Annotated in this window: 16 protein-coding genes; 8 read left to right on the forward strand and 8 right to left on the reverse strand. The window is 63.1% G+C overall.

Annotation, left to right across the window (positions count from 1 at the left end):
• Positions 1–4 precede the first annotated feature (4 nt).
• Positions 5–205: a hypothetical protein gene (locus VIM61_16025; GenBank protein HEY8901921.1), complete on the reverse strand. Its 201-nt coding sequence runs from the start codon at positions 203–205 to the stop codon at positions 5–7.
• Positions 206–212: 7 nt separating this feature from the next.
• Complete coding sequence (locus VIM61_16030) at positions 213–1172, reverse strand: aldo/keto reductase (GenBank protein HEY8901922.1); 960 nt, start codon at positions 1170–1172, stop codon at positions 213–215.
• A 128-nt stretch (positions 1173–1300) separates the two neighbouring features.
• Here VIM61_16030 and VIM61_16035 point away from each other — a divergent pair, with 128 nt between their 5' ends.
• Complete coding sequence (locus VIM61_16035; protein ID HEY8901923.1) at positions 1301–2212, forward strand: AraC family transcriptional regulator; 912 nt, start codon at positions 1301–1303, stop codon at positions 2210–2212.
• 336 nt (positions 2213–2548) lie between these two features.
• Here VIM61_16035 and VIM61_16040 read toward each other — a convergent pair whose 3' ends face one another.
• Complete coding sequence (locus VIM61_16040; protein HEY8901924.1) at positions 2549–2842, reverse strand: hypothetical protein; 294 nt, start codon at positions 2840–2842, stop codon at positions 2549–2551.
• Here VIM61_16040 and VIM61_16045 point away from each other — a divergent pair.
• Entirely contained in the window at positions 2835–3617 is a 783-nt protein-coding gene (locus VIM61_16045) for a hypothetical protein (protein HEY8901925.1), read from the forward strand. The two genes, VIM61_16040 and VIM61_16045, sit on opposite strands and share 8 nt — an antisense overlap.
• A gap of 59 nt (positions 3618–3676) precedes the next feature.
• On the opposite strand, the gene VIM61_16050 is transcribed toward VIM61_16045, so the two are convergent.
• Both VIM61_16050 and VIM61_16055 read right to left on the reverse strand, forming a co-directional pair.
• Positions 3677–4321 (reverse strand): hypothetical protein, encoded by a 645-nt coding sequence (locus tag VIM61_16050; GenBank protein ID HEY8901926.1) that lies wholly within the window; start codon positions 4319–4321, stop codon positions 3677–3679.
• A gap of 253 nt (positions 4322–4574) precedes the next feature.
• On the reverse strand, positions 4575–6401 hold the full coding sequence (locus VIM61_16055; GenBank protein HEY8901927.1) for a hypothetical protein: 1827 nt from the start codon (positions 6399–6401) through the stop codon (positions 4575–4577).
• A gap of 633 nt (positions 6402–7034) precedes the next feature.
• Here VIM61_16055 and VIM61_16060 point away from each other — a divergent pair.
• The 5 genes from VIM61_16060 to VIM61_16080 all read left to right on the forward strand — a co-directional run bounded on the left by VIM61_16060 (position 7035) and on the right by VIM61_16080 (position 11761).
• On the forward strand, positions 7035–8123 hold the full coding sequence (locus tag VIM61_16060; GenBank protein HEY8901928.1) for a glycoside hydrolase family 43 protein: 1089 nt from the start codon (positions 7035–7037) through the stop codon (positions 8121–8123).
• A 190-nt stretch (positions 8124–8313) separates the two neighbouring features.
• The gene (locus VIM61_16065) at positions 8314–9210 is read left to right on the forward strand and encodes a glycosyltransferase (protein ID HEY8901929.1); all 897 of its coding nucleotides are present in this window, start codon (positions 8314–8316) and stop codon (positions 9208–9210) included.
• Between the two features lie 69 nt (positions 9211–9279).
• Positions 9280–10335 (forward strand): class II fructose-bisphosphatase, encoded by a 1056-nt coding sequence (gene glpX, locus VIM61_16070; GenBank protein ID HEY8901930.1) that lies wholly within the window; start codon positions 9280–9282, stop codon positions 10333–10335.
• Between the two features lie 75 nt (positions 10336–10410).
• Positions 10411–11214 carry a DNA-formamidopyrimidine glycosylase family protein gene (locus VIM61_16075; protein HEY8901931.1) on the forward strand — a complete coding sequence of 268 codons (804 nt, stop codon included), beginning with the start codon at positions 10411–10413 and terminating at the stop codon, positions 11212–11214.
• A 52-nt stretch (positions 11215–11266) separates the two neighbouring features.
• Positions 11267–11761 (forward strand): hypothetical protein, encoded by a 495-nt coding sequence (locus VIM61_16080; GenBank protein ID HEY8901932.1) that lies wholly within the window; start codon positions 11267–11269, stop codon positions 11759–11761.
• Here VIM61_16080 and VIM61_16085 read toward each other — a convergent pair.
• From VIM61_16085 to VIM61_16095, 3 genes are read right to left on the reverse strand one after another with little or no spacing between them, the layout of a single operon-like run.
• The gene (locus VIM61_16085; GenBank protein ID HEY8901933.1) at positions 11758–12888 is read right to left on the reverse strand and encodes an SAM-dependent methyltransferase; all 1131 of its coding nucleotides are present in this window, start codon (positions 12886–12888) and stop codon (positions 11758–11760) included. The two genes, VIM61_16080 and VIM61_16085, sit on opposite strands and share 4 nt — an antisense overlap.
• Positions 12885–14378 (reverse strand): hypothetical protein, encoded by a 1494-nt coding sequence (locus tag VIM61_16090; protein HEY8901934.1) that lies wholly within the window; start codon positions 14376–14378, stop codon positions 12885–12887. Before VIM61_16090 ends, VIM61_16085 begins: the two co-directional genes overlap by 4 nt.
• Positions 14378–14725 (reverse strand): iron-sulfur cluster assembly accessory protein, encoded by a 348-nt coding sequence (locus tag VIM61_16095; GenBank protein ID HEY8901935.1) that lies wholly within the window; start codon positions 14723–14725, stop codon positions 14378–14380. The genes VIM61_16090 and VIM61_16095 overlap by 1 nt, the downstream gene beginning before the upstream one ends.
• A 98-nt stretch (positions 14726–14823) precedes the next feature.
• Here VIM61_16095 and mutL point away from each other — a divergent pair, with 98 nt between their 5' ends.
• Positions 14824–16581 (forward strand): DNA mismatch repair endonuclease MutL, encoded by a 1758-nt coding sequence (gene mutL / locus VIM61_16100; protein ID HEY8901936.1) that lies wholly within the window; start codon positions 14824–14826, stop codon positions 16579–16581.
• Positions 16582–16629 lie beyond the last annotated feature (48 nt).

The following is a 16629-nucleotide window of genomic DNA, read 5'->3' on the forward strand; positions in this document are numbered from 1 at the left end:
ACGACTAGTTCGAGGCGATTTTGAAGACGACGGTTTCCGCAGGGAAGGGGCCGGGTGCGATGGGTTCCTGCTCGGTGCTCACGAGGATACCGGGGGTGGCGTCGCTCGGGATGGGATTATCGGCGTGCGCCGAGGGGAAGATGCCGAGCCAGACCCCGACGAGGATGAGAGGCAGCGCAAGGTGGGGGAAACGGATGCGTGTCACGGGAGGATCAGGCGAGGATGGGGTCCCGATGCGCGGGAAGGCCGCGGGTGAAGTTGTGATTGTGGATCGGCGCGAGGATATCGAGCACCTCGGCGAGAAGCTGCTCGTCCAGGGGCTCGCTGGCGTAGGCGATGTTGTCCCGGATGTTCTGCGGGCGGGCGGTGCCGACGAGCGTGGTGGCAATGTCGGGATTCGCGCAGCAGAACTGGACGGCCAGCTTCACGATGTCCACTCCGCGCGCCTGGCAATGCGCGACAGCCTTGCGGCAGCCCTCCTTGATCGCCTCGCTGGCGGGATGCCAGCCCGGCGCTCCCTGGGGCGTGAGCAGCCCCATGCCGGTCGGCGATGCGTTGATGACGCCGACCCCCTTTTCCTTGAGGGAAGGCAGGAGATCGCCGAGCGAGGTGTCGTTGAGCTCGTAATGGCAGAACGAGAGGATCGTCTCCACGATGCCGGGTTCGACGCGGTCGAGAATGCTTGGAAAAACATTCAGCGGCAGGCCGGTGATGCCGACGTGACGGACAAGTCCCTGCTTCTTGAGGTTGTGCAGTGCCGGCAGCGTCTCGTTCACGATCTGGTCATGATCCGCGAACTCGATGTCGTGACACTGGATGAGATCGATATGATCGACGCCGAGTCGCACGAGGCTGTGCTCGACGCTGCGCTCGGTGCTGGCGCGGGAGAAGTCGTAGTCGCCGCGGGCCTCGCTGTAGCTGCCGATCTTCGTGGCGAGGAGGTAGCGGGACCGATCCACGCCCTCGAGCGCGCGGCCGAGCACCTTCTCGGCGCGGGTGCCCCCGTAGGCTGGTGACACGTCGATGAAATTGATCCCGCCGTCGAGCGCGGCATGCACGGTCTCGATGCATTCGTCGAGTTTCACGGAATGAAAGACTCCTCCGAGCGAAGAAGCGCCGAAACTGAGGACGGAAACGTTCAGGCCGGTCTGGCCAAGAGGACGATACTTCATGAAACGAAAGCGGATTATTCTGGGAGTGAGGTGTCAACCTAATTGGCACCGTGAGAACGGAACATGGCCCTCCTTGTCGAATCCATGACGATTCTTGACTTGCTCCCGGGGGGCGCTACGTAGGGTTCATGCGTCCTGCCGATGCCTCGCCGCCGGGCTTCATGTCGCGTGCCGTGCGGAAGGCACGGCGTTTCTATCTCCAGCTCGAGCCCGACCAAAAGGGCCGCTTTACCGTCCTCTGCGGAGGCTGGGAACGCTGCGCGCCGAATTACGACGTCAACCGCTCCCGCTTTCCTCATCACGGCGTGGAGTTCGTTGCGGACGGGGAAGGCTGGCTGGAATTGAACGGAAAGTCGCACCCGCTTCACCGCGGTGTCGCCTTCGCCTACGGCCCCGGCGTTCCGCATCGGATGCGCACGCATCCCGATCGCTGCCTGGTGAAGTATTTCGTGGATTTTGCGGGGAGTGACTGCGTCCCGCTGCTTGCCGAGTGCGGCTTGACGCCCGGCGTATGCCGCGCGGTGGCGGAGCCGGACACGGCGATCGCGGCCTTCGAGCAAGTGCTGGCTGCGGGGCTGGATTACGGCCGACACGTGGCGCGCGTCACCGCCCTGCAGGCGGAGGTGTTGCTGCTGCGACTTTCGGATGCCCACCAGCCGCTCGACGGGCGACTGCGCTCGAGGCAGACGTTCGAGCGATGTCGAGCCCATCTCGACGCGCACTTCCTCGAACTGCGCGCGGTCGAGGACGTCGCGTGCGCCTGCCATGTCGATCCGGCGTATTTGAGCCGGCTCTTTGCGATGCACGGAGGCGAACCGCCGTATCGGTATCTGATGCGCCGGAAAATGGCGTATGCCGCCGAGCTGCTCCACGGCGGGAGCCTGATCGTCCGAGAGGTGGCCGACCGGCTCGGGCTCGACCCGTTTCAGTTTTCTCGCGCCTTCAAGCGCATCCATGGCATTTCGCCGGCGAAATTCATGGCCCTCTACGCCGGGGCGAGCGGCGAGGAGCGGGAATCGCCTCGCAACGAACAAGCCTGAAAACAGGTCTCCGCTGATGGAGTGATTCGATCGAGATCGTGGAGATCGCCTTCGAGACCACTGCCGCCCGACGCAGCGCACTCGTGCTCTGGCTGCCGATGGCGAGAACAAGTCAAGAATCATCATGCAGAGGACGAGGAATGCCATGTTTCGTCCCTCGCTGCGGCGTCTCGCCGAGGAAGGGACATGGCTCTTTTTTTCGAAATGAATTGCGGATTTAAGAATTTCTCCGGGTTAGGATTCCACCGCAACGCCTTGAAAAATGGTTGAGAAAACAGCTTCCCCCAAACCTAAACGCCTCCTGAGGGGGCGCTTCCTCGTCATCAGCATCCTCTTTCACGTGATCCTGGCCGTCGTGGCGACGTATCTCGTGGTGCAGACGTTCATGCCGCGCCCGCCGTCGTTCAAACCGGGGCCGCCGGCACCGCGCAACAGGGAGGTCGAGCACAAGATCGACATGGTGAAGAAACAGAACACCATGAGTGCGCCGATGCAGACGAAGCGCATCACCTCCACCGGCCTGTCGAAGGTCGTGCTGCCGGAGATGCCGGATGTCGCAAGCCCGGAGCCTGCGACGCCGACCACCATGGCAGGAATGGGCGCTCCCGCGGCGGGATTTGGAATGGGCAAGATCGGCGGCGGGGATGGAGCCGCGGGCGGAGGGTCGCCCTTCTTTGGACTCCGTGACAGCGGTGCTGGCCTTGAGGGCACATTTTACGATTTCAAGCGCGAGGCGAAGGACCGTTCCGTGGATAAAGTTCCGCCCTTCGACCAGATCGTGGATCGTTTCACCACCGGCGCGTGGGGACCCAAGAATTTCAAGAACTTCCAATCTCCGGTAAAACTCTACGGGAAGACGTTTCTCTTTCCTGCAATTCGCGACACGGAGGCGGGCAAAGCTTTCCAGGCGCCGGAGACGGCGCCCGGCGGATGGCTCGCGCATTACGTAGGCATGATCGTTCCTCCGGAGAATGGAACGTATCGCTTCGTGGGGTTTGGCGATAACGTAATGATTGTCAAATTGGATACGGCGCTCGTGCTCGACGCGTCGGACAAGGGGTATACGAAGCGGCGGCGCGAAGCGGGCGGCGGCATCGATTTTCCAGCCAAGAAGTCGACGCCGATCTTTTTCGGCACCTGGTTCACCCTGCGGAAGGGAGATCCAAAGCGCATGGAAGTCGTTGTGGGCGACGAAGGGGGCATTTTTTGCGCGGGGCTCTTCCTGCAAAAACAAGGGGTCAAATACGAGCAGGGCGCGCGCGGTGTCCCCAATCTTCCGCTATTTAAGATTGGGAGCTTGAACGATGCTCAAAAGAAAGCGTTCGGGCAGTATCTTCCGGCCGGCGCTTTTGAGGGACCTTCCTTCTCGACGCGGCCCGGGGGCGGTCCGCTCGGAGGACTCTGATGCGGATGGCGGCTCGCTTCCTGGATGGCGGGAGGTCCCTCGGCCATTCCGGCAAGTGATTACCGGTTCTCGAGTATGGCCCGCCGGGATTCGCGAATGCCCTCGATCTCCGCCATCGCGCGCTTGCGAAGATTATCTGGAAATGCGGCTGCCCAGGCTGCCGACGTGTCGACGTCGCGCAGAGCCCATTGGTGCAGCACGGAAATCGCGGCCTCGTCCTGCCTGGGGCCAGGCGCCATTTCCGAAGCGACGATTTTCGCGGCCGTGGCGGGGTCCGATTGCGAGCCGATGAACGCGATTCGTGCGAGAAACGCGTCGCGCATCTCACGGTCTTCCTGCTGTTGCGCCCAGTCATGCGCAGCCTCGAAGTCGCGCGTCGCCCATTGCGCAGCGAGGTTTTCGAGCAGGGCGGCATCCGTATCATCGAGATTGGAGTCGAGGGCGAACAAAACGGCCTGGCGCGGATCGTGTTCGGCGAGAGCGAGGCAGTGGCGCACGAGGGAGAGAGGTTTTTCCTGAGTGACAGCCTGCGGCGAAGGTTGCGGTGGGAGGGCGAGGAGCTGCCTCTGCGGCGAGGGGCTCGAGTTCAGGGAAGCGGCGACGGGCTCGATCGCGGTGCCGGGTGGCGAAGGACGCTGCCACGCGAGCACGCCGATCAGGAGGACCACGCCGGGCAGGAGTGCGAGGAGAAGGGGTCTGCTCATTGGGGGGAGTGTCGTTGCCGCGATGGTTGCCGCAGCGTCGAACAAAGACGGCAGACCATATCATGGGACGATGCGGAGAAGCCACTCCTGATCGTCTCCCTTGAGGTCTTTCCGCGGGATGACATGGGGGGCCGTCGGCGTGGCTGCCGCCCGATACGTCCATCACCGCGTCGCTGGCCAGCCCGGTGACTACACAACGAGACGACACTCGGGACGTGTCGAATGCGGGAGCGCGGCTCTCCGGTGATCGAGGCTAACCGATGCGGCCACCTTCGGCAGGCGGCATCGTCTCATCCTCGGGCGAAGAAATGGGTTCAGGACGAATCTCGATATTCCTCTCTATCCGACGTGAGACAGCATAAAGGACAATGCCAACGGCTGCCATCACCGCCCCGCAGAAGAGGAAAGCGCCGCGCCCGGCGAGCGAGTTCGGGATAGCCATGAGCAGAAGGATAAAACAGCCGTAAATCGTGCAGAGAATCCCGAGCAGTCGATAAATGGAGGACTGCACTTGCTCGACCCCGTGTTTGTCAACGGGGGTCGCCAGATCGCCGAAGAATCGGTCGATGCGCCCCCGTTCTTCCGCCGGCGCCGCCTTGTAAAACAACCCGGTGAAAAAATACCATGTCGAGCCGACGAGCACCGTGCCACCCAGTGTGGTCATCCCCAGTTTGATGTAAGTGGCTTCATCGTGGCTGAGGGGCTTTTGCCAGCCAAACCACGATTGGAGAACCTCCGGAGAGAAATACTCGCCGAGCATCCATGACGCGAAGCCGGCAACCAGCGCGGTGCTCCATGCCGACCAACCGGGTGTCCGTCGATAGAAGAGGCCGTAGATCAGTGGAAGGGCAAGCGGCATGAGGAGATTCGCCGCAAGCTGGTTGACGAAATCGAAGAGGTTCGTCTGGCGAATGCTGTTGATATAAAGCGCGAGAAGAACGATCACGGCGCCGAAGAGAAGCGTGCAAAGCTTTCCCGCGATGAGGAGGTGCTTCTCGGAAGCGTGGGGACGGAACAGTGGCTTGTAAAGGCTGCGGATGGCGATGCCGACATTTTTATTGAGGCCCGCGTCCATGCTTGTCACCGTGGCGCCAAGCATTCCCGAGAGTAACAGCCCAAGGAGCCCCTGCGGCATCACGTCCATGGCGACCGCAAGAAACGCGGCCTCATGAGGCTGCTTGAGGGCGGGAAATTCGGCGGCGAGATTGGGATGCAGAATCGTGGCGGCCATCGGAGGGATGAACCAAATCAAGGGGCCGATAATGGTGCCGACCAGAGGGATGATCACCATGCGGCGCGCATCTCGATCACTGCGCGTCATGAGATACATCGTCGAGCGCTCCATGTTGTTCTCGTCGGAAAACTTGAGCCAGAGGTTGGCCAGGATCCAGACGAGGAGGATCTCCGGCCGCGCCGAGCCGCTCCAATCGAAATGATTTGCGGGCGCTTTGTCGATCAGGCCGGTCAATCCGCCGATCTGGGGAAGTGCGAGCACCAGGACGGCGGTGCAGATCGTGATGGTGACGATGAGAAATGCCTGAACGAAGTCGCTCGCGAGGACGGCCCAGGAGCCGCCCGCAAAGGCCACCAAAGTGACGACCGCTCCGAGCACCACCAGCATGATAGACATGTCGATCTTGAAGACCGCGGACATGAAGACGCCGATGGCATTGAGCGAAATGGCCGAGAAAAGCAGAAGCAGCGGAAGCTTGATCCAGGTATAAAATTGCTCCGTGGCCGGACCGTAACGAATGCGAACAGCCTCCATCCACGTAATCACGCGCATGCGGCGAAAACGAACACAGGTGACCCACATCGCGAAGGCCAGCGCCACCACCGACGAGTAAAAGACCACCAGCACGAGAGTGCCGGATTCGTAGATCTTGCCCGCGGCACCGGTGAAGGTCCACGCGCTGAAGCTGAAGATCCAGGCGGACGCACCGGTCAACCACCAGGGCATGGCGCCGCCAGCGCGGAAATAGTCCGACGTGTTCTTGCTCATCCCGCGGAACATGACGCCGATCGCGAGCATGAAGACGAAGTAAAACGCGATGATGAAATAGTCGTAACCGTTGATCATGAGAAAAATGCGCTGAACGAACGAGGTGTTACTTCACGGAAGCTTCTGCAGGGGATCCCCAGACCACAGATCAGCCGCAGAGCCACAGAGAAGGGGAGGGTGGGACGAATGTGTGGCCCGGGCGTGCATCTTTTGGAGAGAGTCGACGAGAGTTCCACGGATCCGCTCGATTTGCACATGCAGGAGAAGGTTACACTGTAAAATTGGCCCCTCCATCGCCCGGTTCACGCCTGCGGGTTTTCGCTGGCGCCAGGCGAGCTCTCGGGGAGGCAGGAGCGAATGCGTGAGATTATGATCGCCGGAGCGCCGAGTCCAACTCATGAAGTGGGTTTTTCGGGGAAATTTTCATGATTCGGCTGCCCCCACGAGTGAGATCCCCATCCGGGAACTCCGAATGAGGGAGGGAGAGTTAACAGTGAAAATGTCAAAAACCTCCGAGGCGAGGGACCTGTGCCTAGTCTGGGAGGTCGACGGAGAGGACGGCAGCGAGTTCGAATCTTCCATCCACGTGAAATCGAATGTCGGGTTTCCCCGACCGGCGATCTTCAAAGACCATGGATGGGATTTCGAAATATCTCATCCCCCTGTCCGCCCCGAGCACCATTCATTAAATTTCAGGAAAGGCCGATCGTCATGCGTTTTACTCCCGGGGAAATCTGGCCAGACAACCAAGGCGTCCCGATCAATGCTCACGGAGCGGGATTTCTCTGGCATCAAGGGGTCTGCTATTGGTTCGGAGAGCATAAGATCGAAGGTGCGGCAGGCAACCGTGCGCAAGTTGGCGTGCATGTCTATTCCTCTCGAAATCTTTACGAGTGGACGGACGAGGGAATTGCTTTGACGGTCTCGGACGATCCGCAAAGTGAGATTGCGCGAGGATGCATTCTCGAGCGGCCGAAGGTCATCCATTGTGAAGCGACCGGTCAGTTCGTCATGTGGTTCCATCTCGAGCCAAACGGAATGGGCTATTCGGGCGCGAGAAGTGGTGTTGCGACCTCCCCGACGGTCACGGGTCCCTACACGTTTCTCAAAAGCCTGCGGCCAAACGCCGGAGTCTGGCCTGAAAATGTGCCGGTGGAACAGCGGCGAGCGCTCGATAGCGAAGAATCGACGAGGCTTGGTCAAATGCCACTCGAAGGAGGGCCTGTGCCGTATTATCCCAAAGATCTCCTTTTTCGCCGCGACTTTGAAGGCGGGCAGATGGCACGGGATATGACCCTCTTCGTGGACGACGACGGCGCCGCTTATCACATCTACTCTTCGGAGGGGAATGGAACGCTGCACATTTCCCTGCTGGCAGACGATTATCTGAGCCCGGCTGGACGCTATATCCGCATTTTTCCCGGTCGCTTTCATGAAGCCCCGGCGATGATGAAGCGGAATGGAAGGTATTTCCTGATCACCTCTGATTGCACCGGTTGGGCTCCAAACTCTGCCCGGGTATCGGTGGCGGATTCCATCTGGGGGCCTTGGGAGGAAATGGGAAATCCGTGTTTGGGGCCGGGATCCTCGATTGCCAACACCTTTGAATCCCAGGGAACTTACATCCTTCCTGTGATGGGCCGCGAGGATGCCTACATCTTTGTTGCCGATCGGTGGCGCCCTCAGAACGCCATCGATGGACGTTACGTCTGGCTCCCCATCGAGTTTTTGCACGGCGCGCCGACGATTCGCTGGCGGGAGGAGTGGGATTTGACCGAGTGGGACAAGGATCCCGCATAAGCTCCCGTCAGGAATTCAGAGCGAAGCAAGCTCTCGGAATCTTTTCGCAGTCGATCTCCCCGTGACGACTCGAAACGCCTCGGGCGAAACGGGAGATTTTGGGCCTGTTTCCCGGAGCTTTCGCCGCTATTCATGAAAGCTGTGATCCCGTCTCCCCGCGAAGGCCCGGGTTCCTGACCTCCGGCGTTTCATGATTCTGACTGCTCGAGTCTGCTCCATCGTCATTCGCACTTACAACGAGGTGCGCTATCTCGAGAGCGGGCTGAGCGCGGTCGCCGCGCAGACCTGGCCCGCGGAGCGTCGAGAGGTGATTGTCGTCGATTCCGGTTCCGACGACGGCACGTTGGAAGTTGCGGCGCGGCACGGCTGCCGGATCGTCGGGATTCGCCGCGAGGATTTTTCGTTCGGGCGATCACTCAACTTGGGCTGCGATGTGGCGAGGGGGGATTTTCTCGTATTTGTCAGCGGACATTGCGTGCCCTGCAACCCTCGCTGGCTGGAGGAGCTCGTGCAGCCTTTTGCGGACGAAAAGGTCGCGGTGACTTACGGCCGCCAGGTCGGCGGACCCGAGACGAAGTTCAGCGAGCACGTGCTCTTCGAGAAATACTTCCCCGCGCATCGGTCCTCGGGACAGGCGCCGTTTTTCTGCAACAATGCGAACGCCGCTTTCCGCCGATCGGCGTGGGCGATGCATCGCTTCGATGAGTCGCTGACCGGGCTCGAGGACATGCGTCTCGCGCGAGTCCTCGTCGAGAGCGGTCGGCACGTGCGATACGCGCCTCGGGCCGCCGTCTTTCACTACCACCACGAAACTTGGGCCCAGGTGCTTCGACGCTATGAGCGTGAAGCCATCGCCCTGCATCGCATCATGCCCGAGGTCCATGTCCATTGGCACGACGCGGTGCGCTATTTCGCGGCTGGCGTGCTGGGAGACATGGCGCTGGCTTTGTCGAAACGGCAGCTTTTCCACAAGCTGCCCGAGATCGTTGCCTTTCGAGCCTGCCAGTATTATGGCGCGTGGCGGGGGAATCATGCGCACCGCGAACTCTCGCGTCGGGAAAAGGAGCGTTATTTCTTTCCGAAGTGAAATTCCTGCTTCCTTACGACAAGATCGCTTTGCGAGCCGCAATGCGGAATTTTTGACCAAATCCCTCCAATGAAAGAGCCGAACTTCAGCGACATCGACCGGCAGATCGAGATCGACTTCCTCCGCGCCACGGAAGCTGCCGCATTGAACACCCTGCATTGGCTGGGGAAAGGGGAAAAGGAAGAGGCCGACAAGGCGGCCTGCGACGCGATCCGCGGCATGTTCGACTTGATCGATATCCAGGGCGAGGTGGTCATCGGCGAAGGCATCAAGGACGAAGCGCCGGGGCTCTTCAAGGGTGAGAAGGTCGGGACCTGGCGTCCCGATAGCCCCCGATATGCGGTGGCCCTGGATCCGGTGGACGGCACCACCAACGTGAGCAAGGGGATGCCCAATTCGATCAGTTGCATCGCCGCCGCGCCGATCGTGGAAGGGATGCCGAGCCTTCAGGACATTCCGGCGTTTTACATGAAGAAGCTCGCCTACCCGCTGCAGGTGCGAAAGGCGTGGATGGCGGATCCGTCGCTTCCCATCGATATCGACGCTCCGATTGGAGAGGTCATCGATGTGACGGCCCGCATTCTTGGCAAGGAAGTCCGGGACGTGGTGGTTTGCGTGCTGGATCGCCCGCGCAATCAGGAGTTGATCGATGACATTCGTCGAAAAGGGGCGGCCCTTCGAATGATCGTCGACGGAGATATCGCCGCCGCGCTCGCTCCGGCGATGAAGACTTCCAACATCAATCTCTACGCGGGCATCGGTGGAGCGCCCGAGGCGATCCTGTCGGCGGCGGCGTTGCGCTGCCTTGGGGGAGGAATGCGAGCCAAGATCTGGCCGCGGGACGCCGCGGAGCGTGATTCACTCGTCGCGGAAGGATGGGGCGATCAGATGGACAAGCAGTTCATGTCGAAGGATCTGGCCCGCGGGGACAATATCATCTTTGCGGCCACGGGAATCAGCCACAGCCCGCTTCTGGAGGGGGTCGAAGTGGATGGCACCATTGCGACGACTCACTCCGTGCTGATGCGTTCGCGGACGGGAACCGTCCGGTTTGTGAAAGCTCTCCACAATCTCGAACGCAAGACGGTCCGCCTGCGATCGACGCAGGCCGAGAGCAGATTCTAAGAGGCGGTTCGGCTTTCCTGGAGGATGTGCTCGCGATGCGCGATGCTCCGGGCGGAAGCGATTGAAAACGAAATCATGCCAGAGTTAGCGGAAGTCGATCTCGCGCGACGGTTGTGGGATGTCGCGATTGGCGAGCGGGTGGTGGAGGTGATTGTGCCGAAGCCGCATGCGCGCGTGTTTCGCGGGACGGATGTCGCAGCGATGCAGGCCGGGCTTGCCGGGCAGCGAGTGGCGGCGTCCGAGGCGAGCGGAAAGCAGATGGTTTTTCGCTTCGGCGTGAAGGCGGATCGCTGGTTGGGAATTCATCTCGGCATGGAGGGTGACCTGCGCGTGGAAGCGTCTCGATTCGAGCCGCGGAAGCACGACTACCTGATCCTTCGGCAGGCGAAGCGGTCGCTCGTGTATCACGATACGCGGTTGTTCGGGCGGGTGTTGTTTCACCGGGGGCTGGATGTGCCGGAGTGGTGGGCAAAGCTCCCGCCGTCGATTTTTTCGGAGGCGTTCACGCGCGACGCGGTCGCGGAATTTCTGCTTCGGCGCAAGGGGATGGCGCTGAAGCCGCTGTTGCTGATGCAGGAGCGGTTCCCGGGCGTCGGAAACTGGATGGCGGACGAGATTCTCTGGCGGGCGAAGCTTCATCCCTCGCGGCGCGCGGGAGAGTTGTCGCCGGCGGAGATCACGCGATTGCATCGAACGGTGCGCGAGGTGTGCCGGCTGGCGATCGAGCAGATCGGGCCGGATTGGGGTTATCCGGACACATGGCTTTTTGGGCACCGCTGGGAGAAAGGCGGGGCTTGTCCGCGCTGCGGCGTGGATCTCGATCGTGCGCAGATTGGCGGGCGGACGACGTGCTGGTGCCCGCGATGCCAGCCGCGGTGAGGGCTGCGTGAATTGCATTGGCGCGGAGGCGGGAATTCCGCAAGGTGCGGGGATGAAGTCGTTGTTGCTCGCGATGGTTCTCGGTGTCGGATTTCTCCTCGGCGGATGCGCCACTTCCGGCTCGAACACTTCGGCGGGTTCGCCGGCCTATTTGCAGACGCTCGTCGCGAAGCAGGTCGCTCCGGCGACGTTGCAGAGAATCCGCGCAGGGCGGGTGCTTTCCTTCGGTGACGTGCTCGAGCTCGTAAAGCGTGGTGTGCCGGGTGACAAGATCGTGGCCTATCTGCGGAGCACTCGGGCTCCCTACAATTTCACCCAGGCGCAGATCAATGGGCTGTTGAATGCGGGGGCGGACAGCACGCTGATCAATTACGTGGGCCGCTCGGCGGGCGATTTTCTCGTCGATGCGCAGGACGCGCAGCAGCAGGCGGAGCTGCGGCAGAACGCGAAGTGGCAGAAGGAATCCTGGAACAATCCGTATTTCACCGATCCGGGATTCTGGGGGCCGGCGCCGTTCCCCTACGCATTTCCGGGCGAGTTTTATTAGGCCAGCCCGAGCGCAGGACCGGCAGGGCGGGCGTGGCGGAAGCCGGCAAGCTCGGCGTCGAGTGGCAGACCGCGGGAGAGGGCGAGGTATTTGAACTGCGTGCCCATGGTTTCGGGATGCAGCAACGTCTTCATGGCGCGGAGATCGGCGTCGCGTCCCGCCGAAGGGGAAAGGGTTTCCATCGCGAAAAGCAAGGGCGTGGCCGCGCCGACGAGGAAATGGTATTGGTCCGTGAAGCCGGCGAGTTCGAAGCCGGCAGCCTGTCCCGCCTCGGCGAGGTCGGTGAAATCGACATGCGCGGTGAGGTCTTTTTCCCCGGGGGCGTCGAGCGGATCGTCGTCGCGTCGGTGGGTGCGGTAGCCGGAGAGGGTGCCCTTCGCGCGCCACGGCGCGTAGAGCTGTTCGCGAGGGAAGCCGTAGTCAACGACGAGCATGACGCCGCGGACGAGTTTTTCCGCGACGGCGGCGATCCATGGCCCGGCCTCCGGGCGCACCTCGGCGAGGTAGGGCTCGGGCCATCCCGGCGGGAGGATGGAGGGGACATCGGAGCAGACCCGGTCGTCGAAGGCGAGGGCGTCATCCTTCACGACGACGTGCCGTTCGAGCCAGGCGCCTTCGCTCCGCGAGAAGATGCGCACGGGCAGGGCGTCGGCGTATTCGTTCGTGAAATGCACGCCGGTGAATGGGGGGAGCGATTCGAGATCGGGGAACCAGCGAACGCGATCGGCGTGGGCGGCGAGGGTGATCCGTTGGGCGGCGACGAGGGCGGGAAAAGGCTCGACGAGGGTGACGCGAATGGCGCGGGCGCATTCGGGACTGTCGGTGGCGAGAGCTTCCAGCACGTCCGCGGCGAGGCGGCCGTCATTTGCGCCCTGCTCGACGAAATCGAAGGGCGCGGGGCGATCGAGAAGTTCCCAGATCTCCGCGACCTGCGCGGCAATGACGCGGCCGAACATGCGACCAACGCTCACGTTCGTGTAGAAGTCGCCGTCGCGGCCGATGCGGGCGCGACCGGTGGCGTAGTAGCCGTCCGTCGGGTCGAACAGCGCGCTCGCCATGAAGGCGTCGAAGCGCAGTGGTCCGTGGGCGACGATCCCGGCTTTCAACCGGTCGACAAGCGTGGTCACTCCGTGATGACTTCGCGAACGTAGATGTTCACCTGGCCGTCGGAGGTCTGCTTCACGTTGGTGACCTGGAAGGGACGATCGGAGCCGCGTCGGACGGTGCTGCCCTGCTCGGGCGGGCGGGCATTTGTCGGGAATTGCACGACGACGCGGGTATTCGGAGCGGCGTCGGGATCGCTCGAGTCGCTGCGGAGAACGGCGCTGTTGCCGACCGAGGCGGTGACGGTGAAGTCGCCGCGCAGGTAGAGGCGCTCGCTGGCAAGATCGGCGGTGCCGAGGTTGCGGGCGGCCTTCATGCCGAGCAGGCGACCGCGGGGCATGGCGCCGGGCTTGAAGGTCTGCCATTTGCCGCTGGTCGTGCTGGCCACGGCCGTCGCGCCGGAGCCGTTGAAGGGCTTGAGCGGCACGTCGGTGCCGACGGTTTGGGCATTCGCGACGGCGGTGGGAGGCGGCGTCGTGCCGTTGACGGGAATGGCGCGGGCGACGGGCGGCTCGGTGGGGGCCGGGGTGGCCGCCGTGGGAGGCGTGGAAGCCGGGGAACTCGCCGGTTGCGCGACGGCGACTGCCGGGGCGGGAGTCTCGCCGGCCATGTTCGTGGCGGGACGCACGGGCATGAGGGCGTTGGCCGGGGTGGGGGCGGGCGCGTTGGCGGCACCGGGGTTGGCGAGTTTCCGGCGATAGCTCGCGTAGCGCTGGTCGGCTTCAGTAACTTTGGCCGGGGGCACGACCGGGAGGCCGGCTTCGACGTTCAGGGTGGGCGGCGGCAGCAGCGAAAATCCGCCGGGGCCCTGGGTGGCGGTGTAGTCGGGATACTGAATCGGGATGGTCGTGAATTTCAGACGGCCGTCGGCGAGTTTCTCGACATGGATGATTGGCGAGAGGCTGTTCGTATTCCCGAGACGAAGGATGGGAATCTCGACGCCGGTGAGCAGGCTGCGATGCAGGGGCGGCACCATGTTGGCGTCGGTCGTGAAGATGTCTTCGATGATGACCTGCGGCAGCTGGGAATCCTGCGCGACCGCGACGACGCCAGACTGGAAGAAGTCGCTGTCGGTGAGTTGGTAGGAGTCGAGAATGTTGAATCGACCGACGATGTAGGGCACGAGGCCGTCGACGTTGTCGTAGTTGCGGATGTAGTCGCGCAGGAGCTTGTGGCTCTCCTTCTCGAGCTGGCGCGGCGTCATCTGGCCGTAACGCTCGAGGAGTTTTTTCGCGGTCAGGAATTCGCCTTTCGGCGCCGCCAATTCGGAAAAGCGCTTCGGCGCCTCGAGCTTCTTGAACTTGTGCAGCACGGAGTAGCCGAGCGGCTCCTCCGGATGGCCGAAGATGTAGAGCGTGCCCATCCAGCAAAGCGCAACGAGGCCGATGAGCAGCAGGATGAAAATCGTCCAGCCGAAGAGGCCGCCGTCGCCCTTGGGCTTTGCGTCGCGTTCGCCGAAGCCATCGCGGTTTGAACGACGGCGGGGTGAGGAACCTGAATACCGTTCGGCCATCAGTGCGTGGAGTGCGCCTCGGAGGCGGGCTCGAACGAAGTGCCGCAGCCGCAGCTGCGCACGGCGCGGGGATTCACGATGCGGAAGCCCGCGCCGGCGAGGTCGTCGGTATAGTCGAGGGTGCATTCATCGAGATGCGTGAGACTCTCGGGATCGAGAAAGACCCGGGCGCCGTGTTCCTCGCAAACGAGATCCGTTTCCTGTCGGTTGCCGATTTCCATGCCATATTGCAGCCCGGCGCAGCCGCCTTTCTCGATGGAAAGGCGCAATCCCTGCGTCTCGGAGAGCGCCCGCTCGGCCGCGAGGCTTCGCAGTTGTTCCGCCGCGCTTTCGGTAATATGAAGCATGAGGCAGTTTTATGGGTGGTCAGGCACGAAGTCAAATGATGCGAGCAGGCGCGGATGGGAACATCCCGGGCGGCGCGCGTGCGTGGGCCGATTAGGCGATGGGACGCATTCGTTTACTGCCTGATGAGGTCGCCAGCCAGGTGGCGGCCGGCGAGGTCGTCGAGCGACCGGCTTCCGTCCTGAAGGAGCTCGTCGAGAACAGCCTCGACGCCGGCGCGACGCGTATCGACGTGGAATATCACCGTGGCGGCGACAAGTTCCTCGCGGTCACCGATGACGGCCGTGGCATGGATCGCGAGGACGCCTTGCTCTGCCTTGAGCGCCATGCGACGAGCAAGATTCGCACCGGTCGCGACCTCGCGACCGTGGGGACTTTCGGCTTTCGCGGGGAGGCCGTGCCGAGCATCGCCAGCGTTTCGCAATTTCGCCTCGTGACCCGGGAGGCGACCGCGGAAGCCGGCACCGAAGTGCTCATTAATGGGGGGAAGATCGAGACCGTGCGGGACAGCGGCGAGGCCCCGGGCACGCGCATCGAGGTGCGGTCCCTGTTTTTCAATCTGCCGGCCCGGCGAAAATTCCTGCGCGGCGAGCGCACCGAGGCCTCGCATATCGACCACCATTTCCAGGTGCTCGCCCTGGCGCATCCCGCGCTGCGGTTCTCGCTCACGCGGGATGGCCGCCTCGCGCATCAGCTCGCGGCCGCGGCGGACCTGCAAACGCGAGCCCGCGAGCTCCTTGGGGCGGAATTCGCCGGCCAGCTCTTCCCGCTCGAGCCGACCACGCACAACGGCCTCACCCTTCGCGGTCTGCTGGCGCGTCCGGGACACAGCCGCGGCGACCGCTCGGGCCAATACGTTTTCGTGAACGGCCGCGCCGTGCACAGCTCCGCGATCTGGCAGCCCCTGCGCGAGGCCTACGGCTCGGCGCTGCCCCGGGGCGTGCATCCGCCGGCGGTTCTGTTCGTGGAGCTCGATCCCGAGTGGGTCGATTGCAACGTGCATCCCGCGAAGCGAGAGGTCCGATTCCGCGACGCCATCGCCGTGCGCGAGGCCGTGCGATTCGTCGTCGAGAAGGCCCTTGCCGGGCAACGGCAGGCGGTGGCGCTGCCGGTGCGGGTGTTTTCCGAACCCGTCGATGTCGCGCCGGTGCGCTCCGAGCCTCCGGCGGCTTCGGTCGCGGCCCCGGTGGCTCTGCCCCGCGAGGCGGTCGCTTTTCTCCAATCGGCGCCGATGCGCGAACCCGCCCCGGAACTGCCGCTGCCGGAAGTCGAGCGGGCTGCGCCGGAGCGTTTCCGCTTCATCGGGGCGCTGGCCGATCGCTACGTGCTCATGGAAGACGAGGCCGGGCTCGTGTTGCTCGACCACCGCGCCGCTCGCGAACGCATTCTTTTCGAACAGTTGCTGCGCCGCGTCGATCGGCGCGAAACGGTGTCGCAGCGGTTGTTGCTGCCGACGATCGTCGAGCTGGCGCCGCGCGATCTGGCCTGGACGCGCGACCACGCCGCCCTGCTGGCCGCGGCGGGATTGCTCGTGGAGGCGTTTGGCTCGGACACGGTGAAGGTCGACGGTCTGCCGCCGGTGCTCGCGGCCTGCGATCCGCGCGAGATCGTGCTGCGGGTGGCGGATGATTGTCGCGCCGGCGGGGTGAAAGGGGGCGTCCGCGCCATCGAGGAGGCGATCGCTCGATCCGTATGCCGCTCCGCGCCGGCAGGTCCGGCGCCGGATGACGCCGCGGCGGCGCGGGCGCTCGTGGATGAACTGATGGCCTGCGACCTGCCCTACGCGTGCCCGAATGGCCGTCCGACAATGATTCATTTTGCGCATTCCGAACTCGCGCGGAAATTCGGCCGGGGATGAATTTTCGATCCCGAAATTGCGGCGTATCGCCGTTTGTGAAATAAGCGG

This window comes from Chthoniobacterales bacterium, assembly GCA_036569045.1.
Taxonomy (GTDB): domain Bacteria; phylum Verrucomicrobiota; class Verrucomicrobiia; order Chthoniobacterales; family JAATET01; genus JAATET01.

Bases quoted from the DNA above. Each gene is read 5' to 3' on its own strand.
- VIM61_16080 (HEY8901932.1), top strand. From the start codon at position 11,267: ATGAAGTCGTTGTTGCTCGCGATGGTTCTCGGTGTCGGATTTCTCCTC.
- VIM61_16090 (HEY8901934.1), bottom strand. From the start codon at position 14,378: ATGGCCGAACGGTATTCAGGTTCCTCACCCCGCCGTCGTTCAAACCGC.
- VIM61_16050 (HEY8901926.1), bottom strand. From the start codon at position 4,321: ATGAGCAGACCCCTTCTCCTCGCACTCCTGCCCGGCGTGGTCCTCCTG.
- VIM61_16075 (HEY8901931.1), top strand. From the start codon at position 10,411: ATGCCAGAGTTAGCGGAAGTCGATCTCGCGCGACGGTTGTGGGATGTC.
- VIM61_16035 (HEY8901923.1), top strand. From the start codon at position 1,301: ATGCGTCCTGCCGATGCCTCGCCGCCGGGCTTCATGTCGCGTGCCGTG.
- glpX (HEY8901930.1), top strand. From the start codon at position 9,280: ATGAAAGAGCCGAACTTCAGCGACATCGACCGGCAGATCGAGATCGAC.
- mutL (HEY8901936.1), top strand. From the start codon at position 14,824: ATGGGACGCATTCGTTTACTGCCTGATGAGGTCGCCAGCCAGGTGGCG.
- VIM61_16030 (HEY8901922.1), bottom strand. From the start codon at position 1,172: ATGAAGTATCGTCCTCTTGGCCAGACCGGCCTGAACGTTTCCGTCCTC.
- VIM61_16060 (HEY8901928.1), top strand. From the start codon at position 7,035: ATGCGTTTTACTCCCGGGGAAATCTGGCCAGACAACCAAGGCGTCCCG.
- VIM61_16045 (HEY8901925.1), top strand. From the start codon at position 2,835: ATGGGCAAGATCGGCGGCGGGGATGGAGCCGCGGGCGGAGGGTCGCCC.
- VIM61_16055 (HEY8901927.1), bottom strand. From the start codon at position 6,401: ATGATCAACGGTTACGACTATTTCATCATCGCGTTTTACTTCGTCTTC.
- VIM61_16065 (HEY8901929.1), top strand. From the start codon at position 8,314: ATGATTCTGACTGCTCGAGTCTGCTCCATCGTCATTCGCACTTACAAC.
- VIM61_16095 (HEY8901935.1), bottom strand. From the start codon at position 14,725: ATGCTTCATATTACCGAAAGCGCGGCGGAACAACTGCGAAGCCTCGCG.